We start from the raw sequence: 25,658 nt of genomic DNA on the forward strand, positions 1-25,658 counted from the left end.
CCCGCTGATCGGGAGAGCTGGTCGCGGGCCGGCGGGCACGGCTGGTAGTCAAGAGGCGTGAGCGCGCGCCGTCTCGAGGACAAGGTGGCGTCGTGGTGGGCCGAGCCGCTCGAGGATGCCTGACCGATACTGTCGGATCTGATACAGCGTGCGAGTGGAGGACCGGTGCCGAGAGTTGCCGAGGCGAGGGCTGCCGCCGAGCCCAGCTCGCCCGACCAGCACGCCCGGCAGCTGCGGATCCTGCAGGCGGCCGAGGACCTCGGCGCGGAGACCGACCTCGATCACGTGCAGATGCACGAGGTGGCCAAGCGCGCCGGCGTCGCGATCGGCACCCTCTACCGCTACTTTCCGTCCAAGACGCACCTGTTCGTCGGGGTGATGTCGTATCAGATCGAGCGGATGGGTGAGGCGCTCGCCAAGCGCCCCAAGCGCAAAGGTGACCCCGGGGAGCTGGTGTTCGACGTGCTGGTGCGGGCGAACCGGGCGCTGCTCAGCAAGCCGGAACTCGCCAGCGCGATGATGAAATCGTCCAACGCCGCCAACGCTGCCACCGTCACCGATGTCGCACGCATCGACAACACCATGCGCGACGTGCTGTTGCACGCCGCCGGTATCGAGCACCCGACGGCCGGGGATCTGGCGATCATGCGCGTGCTGCTGCAGGCGTGGGGCGGCATCCTGGCGTCGAGCCTGAACGGCCGGCTGTCGATGCCGGACGCCGAGAGCGACCTGCGGTTGGCGTGCACGATGCTGATGGCCGGCACTTCGGCGGCGCGCGCCGCGGCCGCAGCCCGCTGAGTTCAGCCGATCGTCGAGGCGAACAGGGCGCGCGCCGCGTCGTCGCCGTTCAGCAGCCGGTTGGTGCGATTCGCCACGCACCAGCCGTCGCCCGTGCGCACCAGCTCCCAGCGGTTCGCCGATACCCGGCTGACCTGGAAGATGCCGGTCTCGGTGACGTAGTGGTGCATCAGCGAGTAGCACGTCGCCACGGCGGTGTCGCCGGTGACGACGACGTGCGGCGCCGTGAGCACGTGGGCGCAGCCGCGGTGCAGGTGCGCCCGGTGCGCGTCACTGCGCACCATCGCCGCCAGGCCGGCACGGCCTCGTAACGCGGCCGCGCCGGCCTCGAACTCGTAGCTGCCGTCCTCGGCCCAGAGCGCGGCGGTCGCCTCGGCCGAGCCGCTGTCCACCCGCGGGCCGTAGCCGAGCACCAGCCGGGTGACGGCCAGTTCGTCCTCGACGAGCCGGAGCCGCTGCTCCAGTGCGTCCAGTCGCGCGTCCAGTTCGGTGCTCACTGTGTCTCCTCGTCGCGATGGAGTGCGCGCAGCGCACCGAGTTGCTCGCAGTAGTGCGCCGCCGACCGCGCCGCGATGCTGACGCCGACAACGGTCGCGCCGGCTGCTGCGGCGCGGTCGAGGGCGTGGCGCACGCCGTCGGGGTCGGCACCCGGGTCCAGCGGGCGCCCGGTGCTGACCACCACCTGGAAGCCGGCCGGCAGTTCGACGCGCCGCAACATCGCGGACAACTCATCGGTGGACAGGCCGAACGGCACCCAACCGTCGCCGGATCGCACCGCACGGCGCAGTGAACGCAGGGTGCGCCCGCCGATCCAGAACGGGACGTGCGGCTGCAGCGCGTGCGGCTCGACCACGACGTCCGCGAAGTCGTAGTAGCTGCCGTGGAACACCGGACGTGCGGTGCCGAGCGAGGCCCGCAATGCCGCCAGCGCCTCGTCCGCCCGCGCGCCACGGTCGGCGAACGGGACGCCGAGCAGGTCGAACTCCTGCTGCAGGCTGCCGACCCCGAGCCCGAGGACGAGCCGGCCGCCGCTGACCCGGTCGAGCGTCCCGTACCGCTTCGCGATGGCCAGCGGGTGGTGATAGCCCAGCACCAGCACCTGGGTCACCAACCGGATCTGCTCGGTGACGGCGGCCAGGTAGCCGAAGGTGGCCAGCGGGTCCCAGTAGGTGCTGCCGCGCTCGGCCGCGATCGGCACCGGGACCGCGACGTGTTCGCTGCAGGTCAGGTGGTGAAAGCCGAGCGTGTCCGCGGTGCGGGCGATCTGAGCCACCTGGGCGATGCCCGCGTCGCGCTCCCAGGCCGAGGCCACGCCGGGGTACCGCACGAGCACCGGGCTCACGATCCCGATCCGCATCCGCGCACCCCTCACAGCAACGAGCCGACGAGTGAGTCCTAACAGCACCGATCTGGGCCGGTTCGGCCCGGTCCCGGTGAGCGGGAAGGCGGGGTGCCAGGTGGCAGTTGCGGTGCCACATTCCTCGCAAGCAGCCGGGCAAGGAACGGGGTCCAGTGGTGTCGATCGACAGCAGCGTCTACGGCCCGTGGGCCGTGATCGCCGGGGGCTCCGAGGGTGTCGGCGCCGCCTTCGCCGACGAGCTGGCTGCGGCGGGCATCAACCTGGTGCTCTTCGCTCGCAAGCCCGGCCCGCTCGAGCAGACCGCCGGGCGCGCCCGAGAACGCGGTGTGCAGGTGCGCACGGTGGCGCTCGACCTGATCGCGGCCGGGGCGCTCGACGCGGTGCGCGCCGCGACCGCCGACGTCGAGGTCGGGCTGTTCATCTTCAACGCGGGCGCCAACACCTACGGCGCGGAGATCGTCGAGGGCGACCCGGACCGCTTCCAGCAGGTGATCGACCTGAACATCGGCGCCCAACTGCGGCTGACCCAGCACTTCGGCAAGCGGCTGAAGGATCGCGGCCGCGGCGGCATCATCCTGCTCGGCTCGCTCGCCGGCTACCTCGGTCAACCACAGATCGGCGTGTATTCGGCGGCGAAGGCGTTCGACCGCATCCTCGCCGAGAGCCTGTGGATCGAACTCGCACCGCACGGCGTGCACGTTCTCGGGCTGGTGCTCGGCGTGACCCGTACCCCGTCCATGGAACGCGCCGGGCTGCGGATGGACCTGCCCGGGCTGAACGTCGCCGAACCGGCCGACGTCGCGCGCGAAGGGCTCGAGCACCTCGCCGACGGTCCTCTGTGGATCGCCGGCGGCAACTTCGAGACCGCGCGCCGGCGCAACGGATTCGGGCGTGCCGAGATCGTGCGTCGCGCTGCCGAGGCGACCCGCCGGCTCGTGCCGAGCCGCTGATCCACCCGGCTGCTAACACTCGCGGCCGGATAACGAGACGGGAACGATTCCGTCCTGACAACTGAAATTCATACTACTGTCGGGCCCCATCCGGAGGGACCCGCCGACCCGAGGAGTGCGAATCGTGCAACGCAGGAGCATGAAGCTGGGGGCCGCGTTCGTCGCGCTCCTGGTGGCCGTTTCGGCCTGTAGCAGCAACAAGCGCGGTGGCGGTGGCGGCGGTCCGACGAGCACCGCGCCGGTGGGCGCGGCGAGCAGTGTGGGGTCCACGGGCGCCGCAGCCGACGCGGCCAAGTTCGGCACGCTCGACTCGCCGTGCGGAAAGGGCGACGCGAAGGGCGCCACCGAGCAGGGGGTCACCGACACCTTGATCTCGATCGGCTACGGCGATGACCGCGGCTTCGCGCAGAATCCCGGTCTGAACAAGGAGATCGGCGACGCCGTCAAGGCCATGATCAAGTGGTGCAACGACCAGGGCGGCATCAACGGCCGCACGATCAAGGGCGACTTCTACGATGCCGCGATCACCCAGGTCAACACCGCGATGCAGCAGGCCTGCAAGGCCGACTTCATGCTCGTCGGCGAGGGTTGGGCCGGTGACGAGGGCGCCGAGCAGACCCGGATCGGGTGCAAGCTGCCGGCCGTCCCGGCGTACACCGTCGGCCCGGACTTCGCGAACGCGCCGATGATGTACCAGGCGCTGCCGAACCCGGACGACTACCAGGTGGCCTCGATCTTCTACCAGCTGGCCAAGCAGTTCCCGGGCGCGCTCGACGGCTTCGCGATCGCCAACTCCAACCTGCCGGCCATCCAGGCGACCTCCGCGAAGGTGGCCGCGGCGGTGAAGACCGCCGGCTACAAGGTGCTCGACTGCGGCGTGACCACGAGCTACACCGGTGAGCCGAGCTACGTGCCGTTCGCGCAGAAGTTCAAGCAGTGTGGTGCGAAGATAATCTACCTGCCGACGCCGGGCCCGCTGACGAACAACCTGATCACCGCGATCCATCAGGTGGGTCTGGACCCGATCTACGTCATGCAGGCCAACGGCTACACGGCTGACTTCGCCAAGTGGAACACCGCCGGCTTCGGCAACAAGGTGTACGTGATGAGCGCCTTCGAGCCGTTGGAGAACGCCGCCGCAGTGCCCGCGGTCCGGCAGTACGTCGACGCGGTGCAGGCAGTCGGCGGCAAGACCGCCCTGCTGGGAATGCAGGGGGCCTCCTCGTTCCTGCTGTGGGCGACCGCAGCCAAGGCCTGTGGTGCCGACCTGACCCGGCAGTGCGTGGTCAACAATCTGGCCAAGGAGCACGAGTGGACCGGCGGTGGCCTGAACGCGCCCACCGATCCCGGAGCGAACCTGCCGTCCAAGTGCGGGCTGATCCTCAAGCTCGATGGCACCAAGTGGGTTCAGGACTTCCCGAGCGAGACAGGCAAGTTCGACTGCAACGACGAGTACGCGGTCAAGACGCCCGAAGCGACCTGGGGTACGACGCTGAATTCGGACCGGATCGCGACCAAGTTCCTGACCGGCGACGTCATCAAGCCGCAGAGCTGACCGGAAGCAGGGGCGGTGACCGGCGAGGCCGGCCACCGCCCCTGTCACGTGTGCGAACCGATCCAGGGCACCGGCATGTCTTGCCAAAACTGAAATACATACTAGTCTGAGTCCAGTCCGTCGAGCAGGGGCGCTGATGACGATCTTCCTGACCTACACCGTGCTGGGCCTGGTGCTCGGTGCCGTGTACGGCATCGCCGCATCCGGTCTCGTCCTGACGTACAACACCTCCGGGATCTTCAACTTCGCGCACGGCGCAGAGGCGATGTTCGGCGCGTTCGCGTACTGGCAGGTGCGTTACGGGTGGGGCTGGCCGACGCCACTCGCCCTGCTGGTGACGTTGGGTGTCGTCGCGCCGCTGCTCGGTGGCGGGCTGTACCTGCTCATCATCCGGGGGCTGCGCAACACCGCCGAGGTCACCAAGATCGTCGTCACGGTCGCGATCCTGCTCGGCACGGTAGCCCTCGCGCAGTGGCTCTGGTCGCCGAGCGAGCCGCATGCCGTGCAGCCGTTCTTCGGGTACGCGAGCGACGTGACGGTCGGTGGCGTAACGGTGTCCACGCACGCGCTGATCACCGCGGGCGTCGCGGTGCTGATCGCCGTCGGCCTGCGGCTGCTGTTCTACCGGACCCGGGTCGGCGTGGCGATGCGCGCCGTCGTCGACGACCCGGACCTGGTGCAGCTCAACGGGCACGAGCCGAACCGGCTGTCGCTGTTGTCCTGGTTGCTCGGCGGCGCGCTGGCCGTCCTCGCGGGCGTGCTGATCACGCCGCTGAGCGGTGGCTCGCTGGATGCGAACGCCCTGACGCTGTTGGTGATCGACGCCTTCGCCGCGGCGATGTTCGGCAAGCTGCGGAGCATCCCGCGGACCTTCGCCGGCGCGATCGTGCTCGGGCTGGCCGCAACGTACGTCCTGGCCTACTTCCCGTCGGCGTGGTCGTGGACCAGCAACTTCCGCATCTCGCTGCCGATGATCATCCTGTTCCTGGTGTTGGTCGTGCTGCCGCAGGACCGGCTGCAGGGCGCCGCGGTACGCACCCGCGAGCGGTACCGCGTGCCGACCGTCCGCACCGCCGCCTTCGCCGGGCTGGCGCTGGTCGGCGTGGTACTGCTGCTGCGGCTGCTCATGGTCGATTCGGACATCACCACGCTGACAGTCGGTCTGACGTTCTCGGTAGCCGCACTGTCGCTCACCGTCCTGACCGGGTATGCCGGCCAGCTGAACCTCGCGGTGTGCTCGTTCGGCGCGATCGCCACGCTGGTGGTGTTCCACCTCGGGCTGACCGGAACCGGGTTCGGCGCCCGGATGACGCTGTGGGGCGTGCTGCTGGCTGTGCTGGTCACCGCAGCCGTCGGCGCACTGGTCGCATTGCCCGCGCTGCGCATGCGCGGGCTGTACCTGGCCCTCGCGACCATGGCGTTCGGCGTGTTCGTCTCGGACATGATCCTGGCCGACATCTCGCCGCACCGGCTGCCACTGCTACACACCCGCTTCTCGCTGTTCACGCAGGGCAGCCTGATCGTTCCGCCGTTGAAGATCGGGCCGCTGGACCTGAAGGACGGCACCACGTTCCTGATGAGCGTCACGGTGATCTTTGCCGCGATCGGGATCGGCCTGGTGGCGCTGCGCAACAGTGGCTACGGCCGGCGGCTCGCCGCGCTCAAGGACAGCCCGGTCGCCTCGGCGATGCTCGGGCAGAACCTGGTACGGCTCAAGCTCAGCGTGTTCGCCCTGTCCGCGGCGATCGCCGGTCTCGGCGGGGTGCTGATGTCCAGCGCGATCGGCACCGTCACGATGGACAACTTCTCGATCTTCCTGAGCCTGTCTCTACTGATGCTCACCGTGTCCGCGGGCATCGGCTACGTGACCGGCGCGCTCGCCGGCGGCGTGCTGTCCGGCATCGGGTTCGTCATCATCATCGCGTCGTTCAACCACCTCGCCGACGGCAGCGCCGGGCTGCACGGGCTGTACGCATCCCTCGCCCACATCGCGGCCGTGCTGCCGGCGCTGATCGGCGTCACCATCGGCCGCAGCCCGAGCGGGTTCCTGCACGACCTGTTCGACGGGTACCGGCGGCTGCTGGGCCGCGCCCGGCCGGTCCTGTACGGCGGCGCCGCTGCCGAGGCGATCACCTACCTGCTAGCCCTCACCGGCGTGATCGGCAACTGGTGGTTCGGCGTGATCACCTACGTGCTGCTCGTGATGCTGCCGGTGTTCGGACAGCTGCTGATGCCGGCCGCGATGAGTGATCACCCGACCGAGCCCGAGCCGGACCTGGCCGCCGTCGGGGTGGACGAGCCCTACAGCGAGCGGGCGCTCGGGCTGCTCGACCGCCGGCTCGCCTTGCAGGGCAGGTGAGCGCGGCCATGAGCACCTTGCAGGTAGTCGGGCTCACCGTGCGGTTCGGCGGGCTCAAGGCGGTGGACGACGTCAGCATCGACGTCGCGCCGGCCGGCGTCACTGGCCTGATCGGCCCGAACGGTGCCGGGAAGACCACCCTGTTCAACGCGATCACCGGCCTGCAGCGGCCGAACGCCGGGAAGATCTTGCTGGACGGGCAGGACATCACCGCGCTGTCGCCTGCCAAGCGTGCCCACCGCGGGCTGGGCCGCACCTTCCAGCGCCTCGAGCTGTTCCTGTCGCTGTCGGTGCGCGACAACCTGCGGGTGGCCGGCGACATCCGAAACGCCAACCGGCGCGGGCGCATCGACGTCGACAGCGAGTGTGACCGGCTGCTCGAGCTGACCGGGCTGTCCGCGGTGGCCGACCAGGACGTCGCCGACATCCCCACCGGCCAGGCGCGTGTCGTCGAGGTCGCCCGAGCGCTCATGGCCCAGCCGCGGGTACTGCTGCTGGACGAGCCGGCCTCCGGGCAGACGGAGCACGAGACCGCGGCGTTCGGCCGGCTGCTGCGCCGGCTCGCCGGCGACGGCCTGACGATCTGCCTGGTCGAGCACGATCTGGGGCTGGTGATGGACATCTGCTCGCAGATCCACGTGCTGGACTACGGCGTGGTGCTGGCCTCCGGGACGCCCGAGCAGGTGCAGCAGGATCCGGCCGTGATCGCCGCCTACATCGGTACAGCCGCATGAAGGCGCCCCGCGAATGAACGAGACGCTGCGCAGGGACGTACCCGCCGAGGTCGAGCACGTGCTTCCTGAGCCGGTGCTCGAACTGTCCGCCGTGCGCGCCGGGTACGGCCCGATCGAGGTGCTGCACGGCATCGACCTGCAGCTTCAGCCCGGTTCGGTGCTCGCGCTGCTCGGCCCGAACGGCGGCGGCAAGACCAGCACGCTCAAGGTGTGCTCCGGGCTGCTCACGCCGAGCGCGGGCGAGCTGCGGGTGGCGGGCCGCGTCGTGAACGGGGTGAGCGCCGGCCAGCTCGCCGGCGTCGGCGTCTGCTCGATCCCCGAGGGGCGCGGCATCTTCGCCAACCTCACCGTGCGCGAGAACCTGTGGCTGGCCGCCGGGACGCGGGCCACGCTGGCACAGCTCGAGGAGGTCGCGTACACCCGGTTCCCGAAGCTGGGCGAGCGCCGCAAGCAGTTGGCCGGCACGATGTCCGGCGGCGAGCAGCAGATGCTCGCGCTCTCGCGCGCGCTCGGCACCGATCCGGCCGTCCTGCTCCTGGACGAGCTGTCGATGGGCCTCGCGCCGCTGATCGTGGCGCGCATGTACGAGTCGGTGGCACAGCTCGCGGCTGAGGGTATCGCGGTGCTCGTGGCCGAGCAGTTCGCCCGCGCCGTGCTGCCGATCGCCGACTGCGCCGCGTTGATCCTGCACGGCCAGGTGGTGCGCGTAGGCGCACCGGCCGACGTCGAAGACGAACTCTCCACCCACTACCTAGGAGGCTGAGGCGATGCTCGCCGAACAGCGTCGTGAGCAGTTCAAGGCCGACGTGGCCGAGCTGAAGTTGAAGTCCCGTGGCGGTCGCCGCGACGGGCTGTGGCGCGCCGTCGGCGTCGTCCTCATGCTCGTCGGCGTCGTGGCCGCGTTCCTGGTCTACGAGGTGTCGCTGTCCAAGACGGACTACCGCGACATCGCCTCCGAGCAGATCCTCGCGATCGCGTTCCTCGCGCTGGCGGTGCTCGGTGCTGCGCTGTACCTCGCCGCCGCGATCGCCTCGATCCTGCGGATATGGCTGCTGCGCCAGCTGTACGAGGGCCAGCAGCACGTGGAACAACTCGCCGCCGCAGTCCGCGGCGCGTGACCCGGACCGATCCCACAGGAGGTGTTGACATGAGTGTTGTCGACCTGGACGCGTCCGCCGCGACGCGCCAACTGCCACCGTCGATGGTCGAACGGGTAACGCTGATCATGGACGCCTTCGAGCGCCGGACCACCACGCTCACCTTGGAGCAGGTGACCGCGCGCACCAGGCTGCCGCGGTCCACCGCGCACCGCATCCTCGACCAGCTCGTCCAGGTCGCGTGGCTCGAGCACACGTCGTTCGGGTACGCGCTCGGCCCGCGAGCTCTCGGCTTCGGCGGCCAGGACGGCAGCCACGGCGAGATCCGTGCGGCAGCGGCGCCGGTGCTGCAGGAGCTGTTCCTGCGCACCGGGCTGGTCGTGCATCTCGCGGTGCTCGAGGACGCGCAGATCCACTACCTGGACAAGCTCGGTGGGCCGCTCGCCGCGATGCTGCCGTCCCGTGTCGGCGGGCGCGCACCGGCGCACACCACGGCGATCGGCAAGGCGATGCTCGCCTGGGTCGACCCGGAGCGGGTGGATCAGCTGTCCGGTGGACGGCTGGTGCGGCGCACCGAACGCTCGATCGGCGACCTCGCGGTGCTGCACCAGGAGCTGGGGAGGATCCGCACCCGCAACGGCCTGGCCTACGAGAGCGGCGAGAGCGTGCGCGGCATCGCCTGCGTGGCCGCCGCGATCCGAGGGCAGCGTGGGGCGGTGGCGGCGATCTCGCTGTGTGGCGAGGCGCGCAACACCCAGCTGGAACGGGTGGCGCCGCTGGTGCTCGACGGCGCACGCGAGGTGTCGCGCGAACTGTTCCCGGAGCTGGCCAAGCCGCGCCGCGTTCCGGTGCGAAGCGGCGAACGCACCTGGTCGCCGGAGGCGATGGACCGGTTCTTGGCCAGCGCGGTCGGCGGCAGCTGGGTGTGAGGCCGGTCGGGTGCGGTCGGCCGGTTGTGCGCGCCGCGTACTGCGACCGGCTCAGCCCCAGCCCCAGCCCCGGCCCAGGGTGTCCCAGGCATCGCCCACCGGGTCGAGGCTGAACCCGCCCCGGAAGAAGATCATCGGGCTGTGCTCGCCGGCGGACTCCAGCTCCAGCACGCGGCCGATCACCACGTCGTGATCACCGGCCACGTGCACGTCCTGGATCTCGGCATGCACGCGCGCGAGCACGTCGCGCAGCGCGGGCGTGCCCCAGCGCGAAGCGTCCCAGGGCAGGTCGGTGAACCGCGCGCCGTGCCGTGAACCGAACCGGTCGCAGACCTCGCGCTGGTGCTCGGCCAGGATGTTCACGCAGAACCGCCCGGCCGCCCTGATCCGGGGCCAGGACGTGCCCGCCCGGTCGGCGCAGAACAGCACGAGCGGTGGGTCCAGTGACACGGCGGCGAAGGACTGGCAGGCAAAGCCCACCGGCTGCCCGCCGTCCACGCCGGTGACGATGGTCACGCCGCTGGCGAACCGGCCGAGTACGCGGCGGAACTCGCTCGCGGTGATGCCGGTGGGCTGGCAGGTGTGCATGCCGTCGACGGTAGGGCGGTTGCGTGCGGCCGCGGCGGCACTTCCCGCTCAGCGGTACCGGCCGGTGGGGCCGGGTTCGGCCCGTCGTGGGCATCCCGGTCAACGGGACGGACGCGACCGGCACCGGCCCCGGTCGTTAGCGTCAGAGACAGGAAGGAGTGGTGTCGATGACCGGCGAGCTCACCCGGGACGGGACGCTGCGCGAACTGGCGACCGGGAACGGCGTGCTGCGTTACCACGAAGCCGGCGGCGGCCCGCCCCTGGTGCTCTTGCACGGCTCCGGTCCTGGCGTGTCCGGCTGGCAGAACTACCGAGGCGTACTGGCTGCGCTCGCCGAGCACCATCGCTGCCTGGTGCTCGAGTTCCCCGGCTTCGGTGTCAGCGATCCGGCGAAGGGCCACCCGATGATGACGGCGGCGGCCGCGGTGCTGCAGTTGCTGGACGGGCTCGGGCTGCAGAGCGCCGACGTGATCGGCAACTCGATGGGCGGCATCGTCGCGCTGAATGTCGCGGCCGCGCACCCGCGGCGGGTCGGCAAGCTGGTGACGATCGGCGGCGTCGGGCTCACCCTGTTCAGCGCCTCTCCCGCCGAGGGCATCAACCTGCTGATGGAGTTCGCGGCGAACCCGACCCGCGAGCGGCTCGTCGAGTGGCTGCACTCGATGGTGTACGACCGTGCGCTGGTCACCGAGGAGTTGATCGAGGAGCGCTGGGCGCTCGCCACGGCCGCCGACTCGCTCGCCACCGCGCGGGCGATGTACTCCCGCGAGACCTTCCTGGCGCGGCAGGCGGCGATGGCCGACTCCGATCAGCCGCCGTACTGGGCGATGCTGCACAAGGTCAGCGCTCCCACCCTGCTCACCTGGGGCCGCGACGACCGGGTCAGCCCGCTGGACTCGGTGCTGGTGCCGATGCGCACCATGCCGAACGCCGAGGTGCACGTCTTCCCGCGGTGCGGGCACTGGACCATGCTCGAGCAGCGCGACGCGTTCGTCGCGACGGTGCTGGCCTTCCTGGCCCGGAAGGCTTGATGGGCAGCGAGCACGTCGTCGACTTCCTCGTCGTGGGCAGCGGCGGAGGCGGGATGGCTGCCGCGCTCGCGGCGGCCGACGCCGGCCTGTCCGTGCTCGTCGTCGAGAAGGGCGGCAAGTTCGGCGGTTCGACCGCGATCTCCGGCGGCGGCATCTGGATCCCCAACAACTCGACCCTGGTGCGTGCCGGTGCGGGCGACGCCCCGGAGGCGGTGCTGCGCTACCTGCGGGCGATCACGGCGGGCCGGGTGCCTGACGCGCGGCTGCGTGCCTACGTCGACAACGGCCCGGCGTTGACCGAACTGCTCGAGCGCAGCAGGTGGCTGCGGTTCTACTGGGTGAAGGGCTATGCCGACTACCACCCCGAGGCCGACGGGGGACGGGCTCTGGGCCGCACCATCGAGGCACTGCCGTTCGACACCCGCAAGCTCGGCGCGGACGAGCAGTACCAGCGGCCGAACAGCTTGAAGGGCCCACTGGGACTCTGGGTCACCTCGCGTGACTATCACGACCTCGCGATGGTCAAGCGCACCTGGGCCGGACGGCGGGCCTCGTTGCGCGCCGCGTGGCGGGTGTCCTCGAACCTGGTGCGCCGGCGCCACATGGCCACCGGTGGACGGGCGCTGGTGGCCCGGCTGCGAATGGCGCTCAAGGACGCAGGCGTCGAACTGTGGTTGCGCAGCCCGATGCGCGAGCTGGCTATCGACGCGAGCGGCCGGGTGACCGGCGCGGTGCTCGAGCGCGGCGGCGAGTTCGTGGCGGTGCGTGCCCGGTACGGCGTGCTGCTGGCGACCGGCGGGTTCGACCACAACGCGCAGCTGCGCGCCGAGTACCTGCCTGCGGGCGCGCAGGACGACGCGAGCGCCGGCGCGAAGGAGAACGTCGGTGACGGCATCACAGCCGGCCTCGCGCTCGGCGCAGCGGTGGACCTGATGGACGACGCGTGGTGGATGCCCTCGGTACGGCACCCGGCGGGCCCGGTGATCCCACTGGTGTCCGAGCGCTGCATCCCGCCGTCACTGATCGTCGACGGCTCCGGGCGGCGCTTCACCAACGAGTCCGCGCCGTACGTCAACTTCGTGCACGCGCAACTCGCCGGTGGACACCAGCCCGCCTGGTTCGTGATGGACGCCAAGGCACGCGCGCGCTACCCGTTCGCGCAGGTGCTGCCGGGAGCCCCGTTCCCGAAGGCGTTCTACGAGGCCGGCACCGTGCACCGCGCGGACACGCTGGCCGAGCTTGCGGCCTCGATCGGGCTGCCCGCCGATGCGCTCGACGCGACGGTGGAGCGGTACAACGGCTTCGCGCGGGCGGGTATCGACGCCGACTTCGGCCGTGGCGACAGCGCGTACGACCGCTACTACGGCGACCCGACGCTGAAGAACCCGAACCTGGACGTGATCGGCAAGGCGCCGTTCTACGCGATCTCGCTGCTGACCGGTGACCTGGGCACCAAGGGCGGCCTGGTGTGCGACGAGTACTCGCGGGTACTGCGTGCCGACGGAACCGTGATCGACGGCCTGTACGCGACGGGCAACACGTCCGCGTCGGTGATGGGCAACGAGTACGCGGGCGCCGGCGCGACGATCGGCCCGGCGATGGTCTTCGGCTATGTGGCGGCGCGGCACGCGGCGGCGCACGCGGCGGCTGCCCGTGCCACGGTCAACAAGGCGTAGCCGTGTCGCAGTCGCACGCGTTGCGCGTCCGGGTCGCCCAGGTGATCGAGGAGACCGCCGACGCGTACTCGCTCGTGCTCGAGCCGGATCCGGCCGACAGCGCACGATTCGCCTATCACGCAGGGCAGTTCCTCACCGTCCGCGTCCCGACCGACCGGCCCGGGGGCGCGGCGCGCTGCTACTCGCTGTGCAGCTCACCGGCGCTCGGCGAGCCACTGAAGATCACCGTGAAGCGCACCCGCGACGGTTACGGATCGAACTGGATCTGCGACAACGTCGTCGAGGGCTCGACGCTCGAGGTGCTGCGCCCGTCCGGCACGTTCACGCCGCGCTCGTTCAGCGGCGACTTCCTGCTGTTCGCCGCGGGCAGCGGCATCACGCCGGTGATGTCGATCCTGAAGTCGGCGCTGCACAGCGGCACCGGAACAGTGACCCTGGTGTACGCGAACCGCGACGAGAACTCGGTGATCTTCCGCGACGAGCTGGCCGAACTGGGCGCAAAGTTCGCCGACCGGTTCATCGCGATCCACTGGCTGGAGTCGGTGCAGGGGCTGCCGAACCGGGATGCGCTGGCGTTACTGGCCACCGGGCGCACGGGAGCGAACGCATACGTGTGCGGGCCCGAGCCGTTCATGGACGCTGCGGTCGCCGCACTCGTGACGGCGGGGTTGCCGCGGGAACGGGTGCACGTCGAGCGGTTCCTGTCCCTGGACAACGACCCGTTCGCCGACGTGGCCGTGCTCGTGGACGACGGCTCGGGCACGGCCACGACCGTCGAGGTGACGCTCGACGGGCAGACCACCACGCACGCATGGCCGGCGGGCAACCATCTGCTGGACGTGCTGCTCGCGGCCGGCCTGGACGCGCCCTTCTCGTGCCGCGAGGGGCAGTGCAGCGCGTGCGCCTGCAAGCTGATCGAGGGCGAGGTGGAACTGGACCACAACGAGGTGCTCGAGCAGGAGGACCTCGACGACGGGTACCGGCTGGCCTGCCAGGCCAGAGCCGTCACCGCGTCGGTACGCGTCACCTACGACGAGTAACCGGCTCCCACTCACCGGGAGCACGGCAGGTGCGGGCCGAGGCACAATGCCACGCTCGATGTGGACGAATCGCTGCGAGGGAACGAAGGACGGCCATGGCCAACGAGGTGCTCGAGCGGATCGAGGAACGCGCCGAGGAGTTGCGCGCCGAGGGCGCGATCAACGAGAAGCTGGGCCGGCTCTCGGACGAGTCGGCGAAGCTGCTGCGCGACGTCGGCGCGATCCGGCTGCTGCAGCCACGCTCGCGCGGCGGCTTGCAGGCGCACCCGCGCGAGTTCGCCGAGACGGTGATGCGGATTGCCAGCCTGGACGGCGCGGCCGGCTGGGTCAGCGGGGTCGTCGGGGTGCACCCGTGGGAACTCGCCTTCGCCGACCCCAAGGTTCAGGACGAGGTGTGGGGCGAGGACCCGGACACCTGGCTCGCCTCGCCGTACGCGCCGATGGGCATCGCCAAGCCCGTGGACGGAGGCTACGAGTTCAGCGGGCGCTGGCAGTTCTCGTCCGGTACCGACCACTGCCAGTGGATCTTCCTCGGCGGCTTCGTCGGTGACGCCGACGGCAACATGGCGGTGCCGCCGCGTTCGCTGCACCTGATCCTGCCCCGCTCGGACTACGAGATCGTCGACGATTCGTGGGACGTCGTCGGGTTGCGCGGCACCGGCAGCAAGGACGTGATCGTCAAGAACGCGTTCGTCCCCACCTACCGCACGCTGGAGTACAACCGCGTCGTCGACGGGACGCTGCAACGCGCCGCCGGCCTGGACGATCCGAGCTACCTGCTGCCGTTCTCGGTGGCGTTCCCGCTCGGCATCACCGCGGCCGTCGTCGGCATCGCCGAGGGGGCACTCGCGCACCACCTCGCCTACCAACGCACCCGGGTGCAGATCACCGGGACGAAGGTGAAGGACGACCCGTACGTGCTGTACGCGATCGGCGAGGCGGCGGCCGAGATCTCCGCGTCCCGGACCGCATTGCTCGAGAACGTCTGCCGCGTCTACGACATGGTGGCGGCTGGTCAGCAGCCGACGCTGGAGGACCGCGCGGTGGGCCGGCGGATCCAGGTGCAGGCGGCGCGGCGTGCGGTGTCCGCGGTCGACGAGATCGTGGCCCGGTCCGGCGGCAACGCGATGCGCATGGACAACCCGCTGCAGCGGTTCTGGCGCGACGCGCACATGGGGCTCGCGCACGCGATCCACGTGCCCGGGTCGGTGTTCCACGTGTCCGCGCTGACCAACCTGGGCATCGAGCCGCCGCCCGGCCCGATGCTCTCGATGATCTAGTGAGGAGCCTTTCGAATGCCTGACATCCGCGGCCTCGGCTACCTGCAGGTGCAGACCGCAGAGTTGGACCGCTGGCGCACGTTCGCGCTGGACGGGATCGGCTGGGCGAGCGGCAAGGACACGTCCGATGACGTGCTGGCGTTGCGCATGGACGAGCGGCGGGCCCGCCTGATCGTGCGGGCCGGTGACAGCGACCGGGTGCTCGCCGTCGGCTGGGAGGTGCGTGACGGATTCGCGCTGGAGCGCGTGCAGCGCGCGGTCGAGGATGCCGGGATCAAGGTGCGGGCGCTGTCGGACGAGGAGGCTGACGCGCGCGCGGCTGAGCTGGTCATCGCCTTCGACGATCCGGCAGGCACGCCGGTGGAGGTGTACTTCGGCCCTGCGCTGGATCACTCCCCGGTGGTGACTCCGTTCGGGAGCAGGTTCGTGACCGGCGCGCAGGGGATGGGCCACGTGGTGCTGCCCACCACCACGTTCGCCGCCACGCAGGAGTTCTACACGCAGGTGCTGGGCTTCCTGCCGCGCGGCGCGATCCGGGTCGGCAGCCCGCAGGCCCGGCCGCGGCCGCGGGTGCGGTTCCTGGGCGTGAACCGGCGACACCACAGCATGGCGCTGGTGCCGGCGCCGCACGGCGAGGCTCCCGGCCTGGTGCACCTGATGATCGAGGTGGACACGCTCGACGCGGTCGGCCAGGCGCTGGACCGGTTGACGACGCTCGGCTTCTCGATCTCCTCGACCCTCGGGCGGCACACCAACGACAAGATGGTGTCGTTCTACGTGCGCGCGCCGGGCGGCTGGGACATCGAACTGGGTTGGGACGGGATGCTCGTCGACGAGGCGTACTACACCGCCGAGGAGATCACCGCCGACAGCTACTGGGGTCACGACTGGTCCGGGACGGAGCCGCTGGCCGCGTTCGTGCCGCCGGCGGGATGACTCGCGGCCCGGACGTCATCGTCCTGGGCTTCGGCTGCGCCGGTGCCGCCGCCGCGATCGAGGCCGCGGCGGCGGGTGCTGATGTGCTGGTGCTGGAGAAGGCGAGCGCGGGTGGCGGCTCGTCGGCGATGTCCGGCGGCGAGATCTACCTCGGTGGCGGCACGTCGACGCAGGTAGCCGCGGGTGTTTCCGACACGGTCGAGGACATGTACGCGTTCTTGGTCGCCGCGCTCGGGCCGAACGCGGACGAAGCGAAGCTCCGGGCGTACTGCGAGGGCAGCGTCGCGCACCACGACTGGTTGCTGGCCCAGGGCGTCGAGTTCCGTCCCTCCGTCTGGGACCGGCCGACCTGGATGCCCTCCGGCGACGACGGCCTGATGTGGATGGGGGAGCGCGGCTGGCCGTATTCACAACTCGCGCGGCCGGCGCCGCGCGGTCACCGGCCGCCGACCGGCCACTACGGTGGCTGGCTGCTGATGGACAAGCTGATCACCGCGGCGCTCGCCGCGGGCGCGCGGGTGGCGGCCGACACCTCGGCGACCTCGCTGATCGTCGCCGACGGTCGGGTCGTGGGCGTGCGGGCGCGCCGGTACGGAGAGCTGATCGAGTACCGGGCGCGGCGCGGCGTCGTGATCACCACCGGAGGCTTCGTCGACAACGAGGCGATGCTCGCTGCCCATGCGCCGCGGCTGCTCGGGCACGGCAAGGTCAGCGACGGCAACGACGACGGGTCGGGCATCGCGATGGCTCTGGCGATCGGAGCCGGCCTGCGGAACATGGCCGCGGTGCAGGTCGCGATGACGATCGTTCCGGAACTCACCGCGCGCGGGATGATCGTGAACGCGTTGGGTCAGCGGTTCATCAACGAGGACGTCTACCCGGGACTGATCAGCCAGGCGGCGGTGCTGCACCAACCGGGCCCGTACTGGGTACTGATCGACGAGGACGGCTTCGAATCGGTGGCCGAGGCCGACCGCTGGGGCGCCCGGCCGCGCTTCGTGGCGGAGTCGCTGGCCGAGCTCGAGCGGTCGTGCGGCCTGCCGTCCGGCTCGCTGGAGCTGACGGTGGGCACGTACAACCACTGGGCCGCCGACCGCGCGGATCCGTACTTCCACAAGGCAGCGGACTGGCTGCGTCCGCTGCGCCCCCCATTCGCTGCTCTCGATCCGCGGATGGGGTTTGCGGCAAAGGACTTCGCCAGTAGCGCGCCGAGTTCCGGCGCCACCGGCTTCACCATCGGTGGGCTGGCCACCACCCTGGACGGCGCGGTAGTGGACGTCCGAGGCGAGGTGATCGGCGGACTGTTCGCCGCGGGACGAGCGGCCGCCGGGTTGCACGGTGCCGGCTACATCAGCGGTACCTCCCTCGGTGACGGCACCTTCTTCGGCCGGCGCGCAGGGGCGGCGGCCGCTGGATGGGGCGCCTGATCGGCGACCTTCTGCCGCTTGGGGCCGCTGCTGTGGCGGTGACAGGCATTCTCGAGGGTGTCAGCGACGGACCGGGATGCCACTGGTCGCAGGTGCACCGGCTGATCCGCGTGAGCCACGCGCGCGGCATTGTCGTTCCAAACGCACCTGCCCAAGCGGCAGCTGCGTGCTCGCCGGCCCACCCTCGCCGGTTGTCGTGCGGAACGCACCACGTACCGGTCCGTGCCCCGGGCCTCTGGCGAGCCGTTGTCGTTTCCGACGCACCTCCGATCGATCGGGCCGACGCTCTGCGTGATGCACCGTGCCAGATGCGTCACGCTCAAGTCCGGCTGCGGGCGTCATGCGCCGCCTGCACGCATTGCCCTCGTAGTGGTCGCCAGCGGATTCGCCGAGCGACCACGAGAAGGGCAGCCGCGCTCGGCCTACTCCGCCATCGGTTCCACCGGCTCGGTGGCCGAGCCGTCGAGTACGAGTTCACGCCGGCGAAAGCGCCAACCGGCCGGCGTCCGCACGAACGAGTCGCGATAGCGCAACGTGAGTACGAGATCGCGCTGCCGGTCCGGGGCGCCGTACACGTGGTGTGCCGTGCAGGACGTCTCGCCCGCGGCGCTGTCACCGTCGACCGCCACCGACTGGCCGGTGATCAAATGCCGCGTGCGGTGGAAGTTCCGTACCCCGTCGATCAGCGCGCCCAGCTGCTCCGGTCCGCGCAACTCGGCGGCGGGCAGCCGCGCGGCCAGCGCCGGTGGCAGCGCGACCAGCGCATCGGACGCGAACACCGCACGCAGCGCGGCCACGTCGCGGGCATCGACAGCGGCCGCGTACGCCTCCGCGAGCTGACGCAACTCGCTCAGGTCACGCTGTTCCGCAGCGACGTCGTCACCGCCCATCCGAGACCGCCCTCACTCGGAGATGGTGACGATACCGGCGAGGGCCGCCTTGCTGATCGAACGCTGCAACGCCGAACAGGTCCGGACGCGCGCGATCATCGCGCCGTCTGCGGAGCGTTCACGCAACTCCTCGCACCGGCCCGGTCCGTCCGCCGGCCACTGCACCGACGTCTGCTGCCAACTCGTCTTGCCGACCAGTACCTGCACGCCGCAGCGCTGGCAGCGCACCGGGACGTCGGCGCGGCTGGGCAGTCCGGAAGGGAGCTCGACCATCAGCTCACCGACGCGTCCGCCGGGCTCCGCGATGCCATGATCTCGGCGACCTCCTGCTTCCACGCCTCGACGGGACGGGTGGTGTCCAGCTCGAACTCGAAACGGTTCGTCATCTCCGGCGTCACGTCCGCGACGTCGACGTAGAACTGCTCGTACCAGCGGCGCAACTGGTACACCGGTCCGTCCTCCTCGCACAGCAGCGGGTTGTCGATGCGGGTCTTGTTCCGCCAGATCGCGATGTCCTGCTCGAAGCCGCGGCCGATGTGCTCGGCGCTGGCTGCGGCGAGGCGCTCGGCGGCGTCACCGGCCAGGTGCGTCGCCTTCTTGACGATGATGCCGTACTGCAGCACGAACGAGGTGGGCGAGATCGGGTAGTGGCAGTTGATCAGCACGTTCTCCACCGACGAGCCGTCGTCATAGTTGTAGATCAGCTCGTCGATCATGAAGGAGGGGCCGTAGTACGACGCGGTCGACTCGTTGTCGGTGAGCGTCGGCTCGCCCGGCTTGGCCGGCGGCCGGACGTCCTCGCGCCCGCTGCCGCGTTGGTACTGGGTGGCGACGTGGTTCTCGAACACGTTCTTGAAGAACGTCGGGAACGAGAAGTGGACGTAGAAGAAGTGCGCCATGTCCACGACGTTGTCCACGATCTCGCGGCAGTTGCTGCCGTCGACGACGAGCTTCTTCCAGATCCAGTCGGTCCACTCCGGGCTCTCGGCACCCTCGATGCGCGGGATCGTGACCTCGGCCGGCGGCGGGTTCCCCTCCGGGTCGTTCCAGACGAACAGCAGCCGGTCCTGCACGAGCGTGCTCCAGGCCCGGGTCCGCGCCCGCGGTGGCACCCGCCGCGAGTACGGGATCTTCTTGCACCGACCGTCGCCGCCCCAGCGCCAGTCGTGGAACGGGCAGGCGACCTCGTCACCCTTGATCGTGCCCTGCGACAGGTCGCCGCCCATGTGCCGGCAGTAGGCGTCGAGCACCTTGACCGAGCCGGCACCGGTCGCGAACACGACGAGCTTCTCGCCGAACGCCTGGATCGCGTGCGGCCTGCCGTCGGTGAACTCCTCGACCGGACCCAGGCAGTGCCAGCCGCGGGCGAACCGGACCGGCGCGGCTCCGCTGTCGATGACGCGGACTTCGTCCTCGGACTGCGTGAGGCTCACGGTGCCAACTCCCTTTCCGCGGCAGGGCTTCGGCCGCTCGTTGCCAGGTTACGAGCGGTCCTGCCGGCAGGAGTCGAGCGTCCCACTGACCGGGAGCCCTGCGCCACCGCGCGCGCACGGGACGGCAGGGTGAGCGCTGAGGAGGTCCGTAGCGAGTGGCCGACGAGGTGCTGGACGCGGTACGGGAACTGCTCCCCGCGATCGCGGCGCGGTCCGCCGCCGCCGAGCAGGCGCGCGAGCTTCCCGCGGAGACCATCGCGGAACTGGGCGCGGCCGGCGTCTTCCGGATGCTGCAACCCGCACGGTACGGCGGCCTGGAGGCCGAACCGGTGCGCTTCTACCGCGTCGTCCGCGAGCTCGCCGCGGCCTGTGCCTCGACCGGCTGGGTGAGCGGGGTGCTCGGCGTACATCCCTGGCAGCTCGGGCTGTTCGACGATCGTGCGCAGGCCGAGGTGTGGGGCGCCGACCCTGCCGTGCTGGTCGCCTCGTCGTACGCGCCGCTCGGCAGGCTCACGCCGGTCGACGGTGCGGGTGCCCCCGCCGGTGGGGGCGTGGCCGCGGGGGGAGGCTACCGGCTCTCCGGACGCTGGGGGTTCGCCTCCGGCTGTGCCCACGCGTCGTGGTGCCTGCTCGGTGCGCTCGTCGTCGGCGCCGAGGGCCGGCCGGTGGACTTCATGACGGTGCTGGTGCCGCGGGCCGACTACCGCATCGCCGACGTCTGGGACGTCGTCGGGCTGCGTGGCACCGGCAGCAACGACGTGATCGTGCGGGACGTCTTCGTGCCGGCACACCGCACCATGCGCAACTACGAGCAGGCACAACTGCGTGGCCCGGGGCAGAAGGTGAACACCGGCCCGCTGTACCGGATGCCGTTCGCGACGATCTTCACGAGCGCCGTCGCCGCGCCGGTGATCGGCGCGGTATCCGGCGGGTACGAGCGGTACCTGGAACAGATGCGCGACCGCAGCCGGCTCAGCCTCGGCGGCGGCCGCTTCGCCGAGGACCACTTCGCGCAGGTGGCGGTCGCCCGCGCCGCGTCGCAGCTCGACGCCGCGATCTTGCAGACCGACCGCAACGTCACCGACATCTGGGCGCGTGTGGTCGCCCACGAACCGATCCCGATGCGGTTGCGGCTGCGCGCGCGGCGCGACCAGGTGATGGGTGTCGAGCGGGCCGTGGAGGCGATCGACCTGCTGTTCAAGACTGCCGGCGGCAACTCGCTGCGCACCGGGAACCCGATCGAGCGTGCCTGGCGCGACGCGCACGCCGGCAGCGTCCACGTCGCCAACGACGCCGACCGCGCGCTCGCGTTCTACGGCCGCGGCGAGTTCGGCCTGACCGTCGAGGACAACCTCGTCTGACAGCGGCTGTGACCGGGAGGGCAGCGCTCAGAAGAGCGCGAGCTGGTCGCTGACCGGCACCCGTACGGGCAGCCGGCGCACCGCCGGGCGCGGTGGTGCCGACGCGACCCACTGCTCCGCGACGGGCCGTGGCGGCAGGTCGGCGCCGGCGAGGATCTGTGCCGCCTTGGCGGCGGACCAGACCAGGTTCTGCGCCTGGAACACCGCGTCCACGACGGCCACCGGCAGCGGCAGCACGCCGGCTCCGGCCGTGACGTCCAGCCCGAGCGGGACGTCGTGGTGCATCGCCATCACCTGGCAGTTGAGCTCCCAGGCGGCGCGCGCCTCGGGGTGCGCGAGCCGGCCGGCCACGCCCGCCCCGAGCCGGTCGCCCACCGCGTCCAGGTCGTCGAACGCGCTCGCGGCGGAGCCGAACTCGGCGAGCAGGCGTGCGGCGGTGCGCGGGCCGACGCCACGCACGCCGGGCAGGTTGTCGGAGGGGTCGCCGCGCAGCGCCGCGTAGTCGCGGTACTGGGCGGGCGTGACGCCGAGCAGCATGACCAGGCGTTCGGGCGTCATCGTCGGCGAGGCCTCGACGCCGCCGTTGATGATGCGCAGCACGCTGGTGCGCTCGTCGATCAGGGCGAACGCGTCGCGATCGGACGTCGCGATCACGGTCCGGCCGCCGAGGCCGCGGGCGAACGCGGCGACCGACGCGCTCACGTCGTCGGCCTCCAGCCCGTCCGGGACGACGACGGCTAGCCCGAGGTCGCGCATCACCTCGACCGCGCAGGCGAGCTGCTCGACCAGGCTGGCCAGCTTCTCGGCCCGGTTGGCCTTGTACCCGGGCCAGCGCTCGCGGCGCAGCGACCGGCACGGGTCGTCGAACCCGACCACCACGGCGGTGGGGCGGACGCGGTCGACCGCCGCGACGAGCTGGGTCAGCAGACCGCGAACCGCCCAGCGAGGCTGCTCGCTGCTGGCCATCGCGTGGTAGCTGCGGTGGACGAGGGAGTTCCCGTCGATCACCAGCACCACCGGCTCTTCCACGCACCCACTGTGCCAGGCGCCTGCGACGATCGCGCCGTCAACCCGCCAGGTGGCGCGCCGCACGGTAGGCGAACACCATCGCCGTGCCGATCGGGCTGCCCGGGGCGGGGTAGTGGCGGCCCATCACCGACGCGCTCGTGTTGCCCGCCGCGTAGAGCCCGTCGATCGCGCTGCCGTCGGTGCGCAGTACCCGCGCGTCGGCGTCGGTGCGAAGCCCGCCCTTCGTGCCGAGATCGCCCAGCACCACCCGAGCCGCGTGGTACGGCGGCTGCCCGAGCGGGACGAGACAGGGATTCGGCGCGTCGGACGGGGCGGCGAAGTAGCGGTCGTACTCGTCCTCGCCGCGGTGGAACTGCTCGTCCACGCCGGTCTCGGCGAACCCGTTGAACCGCTCGACACTGTCGCGCAGCGCGCCGGCCGGCACCCCGGTCAGGCCGGCCAGCTCCTCGAGCGTCTCGGCGCGCACCCAGGCGCCGGAGGCCAGGTACTGCGCGCGGGGTGCTCCGGGAACGCAGTTGATCGCGGGCAACTGGCCGCCCTCGCGCGAGTCGAACACGAAGTGGCACGGGATCCGGGTGGCCGGGTCCGCGGCCAGCACCCGCCCCATCCGGTCGTAGGGCAGCGACTCGTTGGCGAACCGCTCGCCGTTGCGGTCGACGAAGATGCCGCCGCGCAGGCCGAGGAAGAACGCTGCCGACCCGTCCGGCTGCACCAGGGCCGGGCACCACCAGGCTTCGTCCATCAGGTCGGTGGCCGCGCCGATCGCGACCGCGGCCTCGATCGGCTCGCCGGTGTTGGTGCCGCGCGGCCCCATCGTCCAGTCGGGCCGTCCCGGCGTGTCGCAAGCGGCGCGCAGTGCGGCGTTGCCCTCGAAACCACCGGCTGCCAGCAGCACACCGCGCGCCGCTCGCACCCGCAGCGGGCCGTCGTCGGTGTGGGCCTGGACCCCGACGACCCGCCCACCCTCGACCACCAGCCGCTCGACGCACGCCCCGGTGCGCAGCTCGGCGTTCCCGGTCCTGCGCAGCGCGAGCAGCAGCCGGCCGATCAGCGCCTGCCCGCCGCCGAGCGTGTCCCGCGGCACGTCGACGCCGTTGCGCTCGGCCGCGATGGTCGGGCGCAGCAGGGCGAGCAGGTCGGCGTCGAGTTCGGCCGACGGCAGCGGCGCGGGGACGATGTGGCCGCCACCGGGAAGCCGGCCGTCGACCGCGAAGTAGTCGGGGAAGCTGAAGTACCGGAATCGCAGCAGCGGGTCGCGCTCGAGGAACTCGACAAGCTCGGGCGCGGTGCGCAGGTACGCCTCGCGGCGCGGGTCGTCGCCGTCGCCCAGTACCGCGCGCAGATAGGTGCGGCCGCGATCGACGGAGTCCACGACACCGGCGCGCGCCTCGGCCTGGTTGCCGGGCAGGAACAGGCCGGCGCCGGAGTACGCGGACGTGCCGCCGAACAGGGCGGTCTTCTCCAGCACCACCGTCCGCAGCCCGTTGCTCGCTGCCGTGTACGCGCCGGCCAGCGCGCCGCCGCCGGAGCCGACGACCGCCACGTCGCACTCGAGGTCCATCTCGCGACTGTCCCGCGGACAACGCCGAGCGGCCAGGGGCGTCCCGGTCACCGGGAGCGGTCGCGGCGCGCGGCCCGGCCGCGTGGCTAGCGTCGGCCCGATGAACCGCTTCGAGGGCAAGGCGGTGCTGCTCACCGGTGCCGCGTCCGGAATGGGGCGCGCGACGGCGCGGCGGCTCACCGCCGAGGGTGCCGCCGTGTTCGGCGTGGATCGCGACGAGGCGGGGCTGGAGCAGACCGCGGGCGAGATCGGATCGGGCCGCTTCGTCCCGCACGTGGCCGACGTCAGCGACGAGCAGGCGGTGATCGCGGCCGTGGCCGCCGCGCGCGAACAGCTCGGCGGCCTGGATGTGCTGGCGAACGTCGCCGGGATCCAGCGCACCACCCCGTTGGCGACGCTGACCGTCGCCGAGTTGCAGGAACTGTTCGCCGTCAACACGATCGGCACGGCGCTGTTCTGCCGCGAGGCCGCGCTGCATCTGCCCGATCACACCGGGGTGATCGTCAATATCGCCTCGAGCGCTGCCACCCACGGCCACCCGTACATGGCCGCGTACGCAGCCAGCAAGGGTGCGGTGCTCGCCCTGACCCAGACGCTCGCCGCCGAACTCGCGCCGCGTGGCATCCGGGTGCTCGCGATCTCCCCTGGCGGCGTGCGCACCCCGCTCACCGCGAAGGTCACCTTCCCCGAGGACGCCGACCGGAGCTACTACGGCCGCGTGCTGCCGTTGCTCGGTTTCGGTGAGCCCGAGGACGTCGCCGCGGCGATCGCCTTCGCGGCGTCCGCCGACGGCCGGTACTGGACCGGTTCGGAACTTCGCCTCGACGGCGGCTCACACATCTAGGAGATCGCCATGACCCGACGTGCTGTCGTCACCGGCTCGGCGTCCGGGATCGGCAAGGCGACCGCGGTGTTGCTGCAGCAGCAGGGCGTCGACGTGCTCGGTGTCGACCTCAAGGACGCGGACGTGTGCGCCGACCTGGGCACGCCGGACGGCCGGTCCGCCGCGGTCGAGGCGATCGGCGAGCGTGGCGGCCTCGACGTCGTGGTGGCATGTGCCGGCATCACCGGCGCGAACGCGGCGGTGCCGAGCGTCAACTTCTTCGGCGTGGTCGACCTGCTCACCGGGCTGCGTCCGCTGCTCGCCGCCGGCAACGACCCGCGCGCCGCGCTGATCAGCTCGGTGTCCAGCGTGCACCCGACCGACGAGGCGCTCGTGGCCGCCTGCCTGGCGCAGCACGAGGTGGCTGCGCGTCGCCGTTCGGAGGAGTTACTGGCCGAGCAGGCCTGGGCGTTGCTCTACTCCTCGTCGAAGGCGGCGCTGGCCCGCTGGGTGCGGCGCGCCGCGATAACCCCGGAGTGGGCGGGTGCGGGCATCGCGTTGAACGCGGTGGGCCCGGGCGTGGTGCTCACCCCGATGAGCGGCGAGCTGATGAACGACCCGGTGATGAAGCCGATCATGGACGCCGCGGTGCCGATGCCGCTGAACGGCTACGCGCCGGCCGAGGCGGTCGCGGCGCCGCTGGCGTTCCTGGTCAGCCCGGCGAACACGCACGTCACCGGGCAGGTGCTGTTCGTGGACGGCGGCGCGGAGGCCACGCTGCGCGGCGACACGATCTGGTGA

25 protein-coding genes are annotated in these 25,658 nt (G+C 71.3%); 17 read left to right on the forward strand and 8 right to left on the reverse strand.

What is annotated here, in order from left to right; translation table 11 throughout:
- Window positions 1-165 precede the first annotated feature (165 nt).
- Entirely contained in the window at window positions 166-798 is a 633-nt protein-coding gene (locus tag M6B22_RS17580) for a TetR/AcrR family transcriptional regulator (RefSeq protein ID WP_269442873.1), read from the forward strand.
- Between the two features lie 2 nt (window positions 799-800).
- Here the strand turns inward: M6B22_RS17580 and M6B22_RS17585 are convergent, their stop codons facing one another.
- Together M6B22_RS17585 and M6B22_RS17590 are read right to left on the reverse strand one after the other, a co-directional pair.
- Complete coding sequence (locus M6B22_RS17585; RefSeq protein WP_269442874.1) at window positions 801-1,295, reverse strand: nuclear transport factor 2 family protein; 495 nt, start codon at window positions 1,293-1,295, stop codon at window positions 801-803.
- Window positions 1,292-2,155, reverse strand: a complete 864-nt coding sequence (locus tag M6B22_RS17590; RefSeq protein ID WP_407935541.1) for an LLM class F420-dependent oxidoreductase — start codon at window positions 2,153-2,155, stop codon at window positions 1,292-1,294. Before M6B22_RS17590 ends, M6B22_RS17585 begins: the two co-directional genes overlap by 4 nt.
- Window positions 2,156-2,310: 155 nt before the next feature.
- Here M6B22_RS17590 and M6B22_RS17595 point away from each other — a divergent pair, with 155 nt between their 5' ends.
- The 7 genes from M6B22_RS17595 to M6B22_RS17625 all read left to right on the forward strand — a co-directional run bounded on the left by M6B22_RS17595 (window position 2,311) and on the right by M6B22_RS17625 (window position 9,782).
- Window positions 2,311-3,108 carry an SDR family NAD(P)-dependent oxidoreductase gene (locus M6B22_RS17595; protein WP_269442876.1) on the forward strand — a complete coding sequence of 266 codons (798 nt, stop codon included), beginning with the start codon at window positions 2,311-2,313 and terminating at the stop codon, window positions 3,106-3,108.
- Window positions 3,109-3,232: 124 nt separating this feature from the next.
- A complete protein-coding gene (locus M6B22_RS17600; RefSeq protein WP_269442877.1) occupies window positions 3,233-4,663 on the forward strand; it encodes an ABC transporter substrate-binding protein in 1,431 nt (476 codons plus the stop codon).
- Window positions 4,664-4,799: 136 nt separating this feature from the next.
- A complete protein-coding gene (locus M6B22_RS17605) occupies window positions 4,800-7,022 on the forward strand; it encodes an ABC transporter permease (RefSeq protein WP_269442878.1) in 2,223 nt (740 codons plus the stop codon).
- 8 nt (window positions 7,023-7,030) lie between these two features.
- On the forward strand, window positions 7,031-7,756 hold the full coding sequence (locus M6B22_RS17610; protein WP_269442879.1) for an ABC transporter ATP-binding protein: 726 nt from the start codon (window positions 7,031-7,033) through the stop codon (window positions 7,754-7,756).
- A gap of 13 nt (window positions 7,757-7,769) precedes the next feature.
- Window positions 7,770-8,519 carry an ABC transporter ATP-binding protein gene (locus M6B22_RS17615; protein WP_269442880.1) on the forward strand — a complete coding sequence of 250 codons (750 nt, stop codon included), beginning with the start codon at window positions 7,770-7,772 and terminating at the stop codon, window positions 8,517-8,519.
- Between the two features lie 4 nt (window positions 8,520-8,523).
- Complete coding sequence (locus M6B22_RS17620) at window positions 8,524-8,874, forward strand: hypothetical protein (protein ID WP_269442881.1); 351 nt, start codon at window positions 8,524-8,526, stop codon at window positions 8,872-8,874.
- A gap of 29 nt (window positions 8,875-8,903) precedes the next feature.
- On the forward strand, window positions 8,904-9,782 hold the full coding sequence (locus tag M6B22_RS17625; RefSeq protein ID WP_269442882.1) for an IclR family transcriptional regulator: 879 nt from the start codon (window positions 8,904-8,906) through the stop codon (window positions 9,780-9,782).
- A 51-nt stretch (window positions 9,783-9,833) separates the two neighbouring features.
- Here the strand turns inward: M6B22_RS17625 and M6B22_RS17630 are convergent, their stop codons facing one another.
- The gene (locus tag M6B22_RS17630; protein WP_269442883.1) at window positions 9,834-10,370 is read right to left on the reverse strand and encodes a flavin reductase family protein; all 537 of its coding nucleotides are present in this window, start codon (window positions 10,368-10,370) and stop codon (window positions 9,834-9,836) included.
- Between the two features lie 167 nt (window positions 10,371-10,537).
- Between M6B22_RS17630 and M6B22_RS17635 the strand changes: the two genes are divergently transcribed.
- The 6 genes from M6B22_RS17635 (at window position 10,538) to M6B22_RS17660 (ending at window position 17,760) form a co-directional block, all read left to right on the forward strand.
- Entirely contained in the window at window positions 10,538-11,401 is an 864-nt protein-coding gene (locus M6B22_RS17635) for an alpha/beta fold hydrolase (protein WP_269442884.1), read from the forward strand.
- Window positions 11,401-13,077: an FAD-binding protein gene (locus M6B22_RS17640; RefSeq protein WP_269442885.1), complete on the forward strand. Its 1,677-nt coding sequence runs from the start codon at window positions 11,401-11,403 to the stop codon at window positions 13,075-13,077. Before M6B22_RS17635 ends, M6B22_RS17640 begins: the two co-directional genes overlap by 1 nt.
- 2 nt (window positions 13,078-13,079) lie before the next feature.
- Window positions 13,080-14,117: a 2Fe-2S iron-sulfur cluster-binding protein gene (locus M6B22_RS17645; RefSeq protein ID WP_269442886.1), complete on the forward strand. Its 1,038-nt coding sequence runs from the start codon at window positions 13,080-13,082 to the stop codon at window positions 14,115-14,117.
- A 95-nt stretch (window positions 14,118-14,212) separates the two neighbouring features.
- Window positions 14,213-15,397, forward strand: a complete 1,185-nt coding sequence (locus tag M6B22_RS17650; protein ID WP_269442887.1) for an acyl-CoA dehydrogenase family protein — start codon at window positions 14,213-14,215, stop codon at window positions 15,395-15,397.
- Between the two features lie 15 nt (window positions 15,398-15,412).
- Entirely contained in the window at window positions 15,413-16,333 is a 921-nt protein-coding gene (locus M6B22_RS17655) for a VOC family protein (protein ID WP_269442888.1), read from the forward strand.
- Complete coding sequence (locus tag M6B22_RS17660; RefSeq protein ID WP_269442889.1) at window positions 16,330-17,760, forward strand: FAD-dependent oxidoreductase; 1,431 nt, start codon at window positions 16,330-16,332, stop codon at window positions 17,758-17,760. Before M6B22_RS17655 ends, M6B22_RS17660 begins: the two co-directional genes overlap by 4 nt.
- A 422-nt stretch (window positions 17,761-18,182) precedes the next feature.
- On the opposite strand, the gene M6B22_RS17665 is transcribed toward M6B22_RS17660, so the two are convergent.
- Genes M6B22_RS17665 through M6B22_RS17675 form a run of 3 tightly spaced genes read right to left on the reverse strand, consistent with a single transcriptional unit; the run spans window position 18,183 to window position 20,083 of the window.
- Window positions 18,183-18,650 (reverse strand): nuclear transport factor 2 family protein, encoded by a 468-nt coding sequence (locus M6B22_RS17665; RefSeq protein WP_269442890.1) that lies wholly within the window; start codon window positions 18,648-18,650, stop codon window positions 18,183-18,185.
- A gap of 12 nt (window positions 18,651-18,662) precedes the next feature.
- Window positions 18,663-18,923, reverse strand: a complete 261-nt coding sequence (locus tag M6B22_RS17670) for a hypothetical protein (protein ID WP_269442891.1) — start codon at window positions 18,921-18,923, stop codon at window positions 18,663-18,665.
- Window positions 18,923-20,083, reverse strand: a complete 1,161-nt coding sequence (locus M6B22_RS17675; protein ID WP_269442892.1) for a Rieske 2Fe-2S domain-containing protein — start codon at window positions 20,081-20,083, stop codon at window positions 18,923-18,925. Before M6B22_RS17675 ends, M6B22_RS17670 begins: the two co-directional genes overlap by 1 nt.
- A 155-nt stretch (window positions 20,084-20,238) precedes the next feature.
- Here M6B22_RS17675 and hsaA point away from each other — a divergent pair, with 155 nt between their 5' ends.
- Window positions 20,239-21,444 carry a 3-hydroxy-9,10-secoandrosta-1,3,5(10)-triene-9,17-dione monooxygenase oxygenase subunit gene (hsaA, locus tag M6B22_RS17680; protein WP_269442893.1) on the forward strand — a complete coding sequence of 402 codons (1,206 nt, stop codon included), beginning with the start codon at window positions 20,239-20,241 and terminating at the stop codon, window positions 21,442-21,444.
- 27 nt (window positions 21,445-21,471) lie between these two features.
- Here hsaA and M6B22_RS17685 read toward each other — a convergent pair whose 3' ends face one another.
- Both M6B22_RS17685 and M6B22_RS17690 read right to left on the reverse strand, forming a co-directional pair.
- The gene (locus tag M6B22_RS17685; RefSeq protein WP_269442894.1) at window positions 21,472-22,473 is read right to left on the reverse strand and encodes a 5'-3' exonuclease; all 1,002 of its coding nucleotides are present in this window, start codon (window positions 22,471-22,473) and stop codon (window positions 21,472-21,474) included.
- Between the two features lie 37 nt (window positions 22,474-22,510).
- Window positions 22,511-24,034, reverse strand: a complete 1,524-nt coding sequence (locus M6B22_RS17690; RefSeq protein WP_269442895.1) for an FAD-binding protein — start codon at window positions 24,032-24,034, stop codon at window positions 22,511-22,513.
- Between the two features lie 100 nt (window positions 24,035-24,134).
- Between M6B22_RS17690 and M6B22_RS17695 the strand changes: the two genes are divergently transcribed.
- Both M6B22_RS17695 and M6B22_RS17700 read left to right on the forward strand, forming a co-directional pair.
- Window positions 24,135-24,878 carry an SDR family NAD(P)-dependent oxidoreductase gene (locus M6B22_RS17695; protein ID WP_269442896.1) on the forward strand — a complete coding sequence of 248 codons (744 nt, stop codon included), beginning with the start codon at window positions 24,135-24,137 and terminating at the stop codon, window positions 24,876-24,878.
- A 9-nt stretch (window positions 24,879-24,887) separates the two neighbouring features.
- Window positions 24,888-25,658, forward strand: coding sequence for an SDR family oxidoreductase (locus tag M6B22_RS17700; RefSeq protein WP_269442897.1), 771 nt, complete (start codon window positions 24,888-24,890; stop codon window positions 25,656-25,658).

The sequence above is a fragment of the Jatrophihabitans cynanchi genome (assembly GCF_027247405.1).
Lineage (GTDB): Bacteria > Actinomycetota > Actinomycetes > Mycobacteriales > Jatrophihabitantaceae > Jatrophihabitans_B > Jatrophihabitans_B cynanchi.

Coding starts and splice junctions, on each gene's coding strand:
- M6B22_RS17590 (WP_407935541.1), bottom strand. CDS start 2,155: ATGCGGATCGGGATCGTGAGCCCGGTGCTCGTGCGGTACCCCGGCGTG.
- M6B22_RS17605 (WP_269442878.1), top strand. CDS start 4,800: ATGACGATCTTCCTGACCTACACCGTGCTGGGCCTGGTGCTCGGTGCC.
- M6B22_RS17610 (WP_269442879.1), top strand. CDS start 7,031: ATGAGCACCTTGCAGGTAGTCGGGCTCACCGTGCGGTTCGGCGGGCTC.
- M6B22_RS17615 (WP_269442880.1), top strand. CDS start 7,770: ATGAACGAGACGCTGCGCAGGGACGTACCCGCCGAGGTCGAGCACGTG.
- M6B22_RS17620 (WP_269442881.1), top strand. CDS start 8,524: ATGCTCGCCGAACAGCGTCGTGAGCAGTTCAAGGCCGACGTGGCCGAG.
- M6B22_RS17625 (WP_269442882.1), top strand. CDS start 8,904: ATGAGTGTTGTCGACCTGGACGCGTCCGCCGCGACGCGCCAACTGCCA.
- M6B22_RS17630 (WP_269442883.1), bottom strand. CDS start 10,370: ATGCACACCTGCCAGCCCACCGGCATCACCGCGAGCGAGTTCCGCCGC.
- M6B22_RS17635 (WP_269442884.1), top strand. CDS start 10,538: ATGACCGGCGAGCTCACCCGGGACGGGACGCTGCGCGAACTGGCGACC.
- M6B22_RS17640 (WP_269442885.1), top strand. CDS start 11,401: ATGGGCAGCGAGCACGTCGTCGACTTCCTCGTCGTGGGCAGCGGCGGA.
- M6B22_RS17650 (WP_269442887.1), top strand. CDS start 14,213: ATGGCCAACGAGGTGCTCGAGCGGATCGAGGAACGCGCCGAGGAGTTG.
- M6B22_RS17655 (WP_269442888.1), top strand. CDS start 15,413: ATGCCTGACATCCGCGGCCTCGGCTACCTGCAGGTGCAGACCGCAGAG.
- M6B22_RS17660 (WP_269442889.1), top strand. CDS start 16,330: ATGACTCGCGGCCCGGACGTCATCGTCCTGGGCTTCGGCTGCGCCGGT.
- M6B22_RS17665 (WP_269442890.1), bottom strand. CDS start 18,650: ATGGGCGGTGACGACGTCGCTGCGGAACAGCGTGACCTGAGCGAGTTG.
- M6B22_RS17670 (WP_269442891.1), bottom strand. CDS start 18,923: ATGGTCGAGCTCCCTTCCGGACTGCCCAGCCGCGCCGACGTCCCGGTG.
- M6B22_RS17690 (WP_269442895.1), bottom strand. CDS start 24,034: ATGGACCTCGAGTGCGACGTGGCGGTCGTCGGCTCCGGCGGCGGCGCG.
- M6B22_RS17695 (WP_269442896.1), top strand. CDS start 24,135: ATGAACCGCTTCGAGGGCAAGGCGGTGCTGCTCACCGGTGCCGCGTCC.
- M6B22_RS17700 (WP_269442897.1), top strand. CDS start 24,888: ATGACCCGACGTGCTGTCGTCACCGGCTCGGCGTCCGGGATCGGCAAG.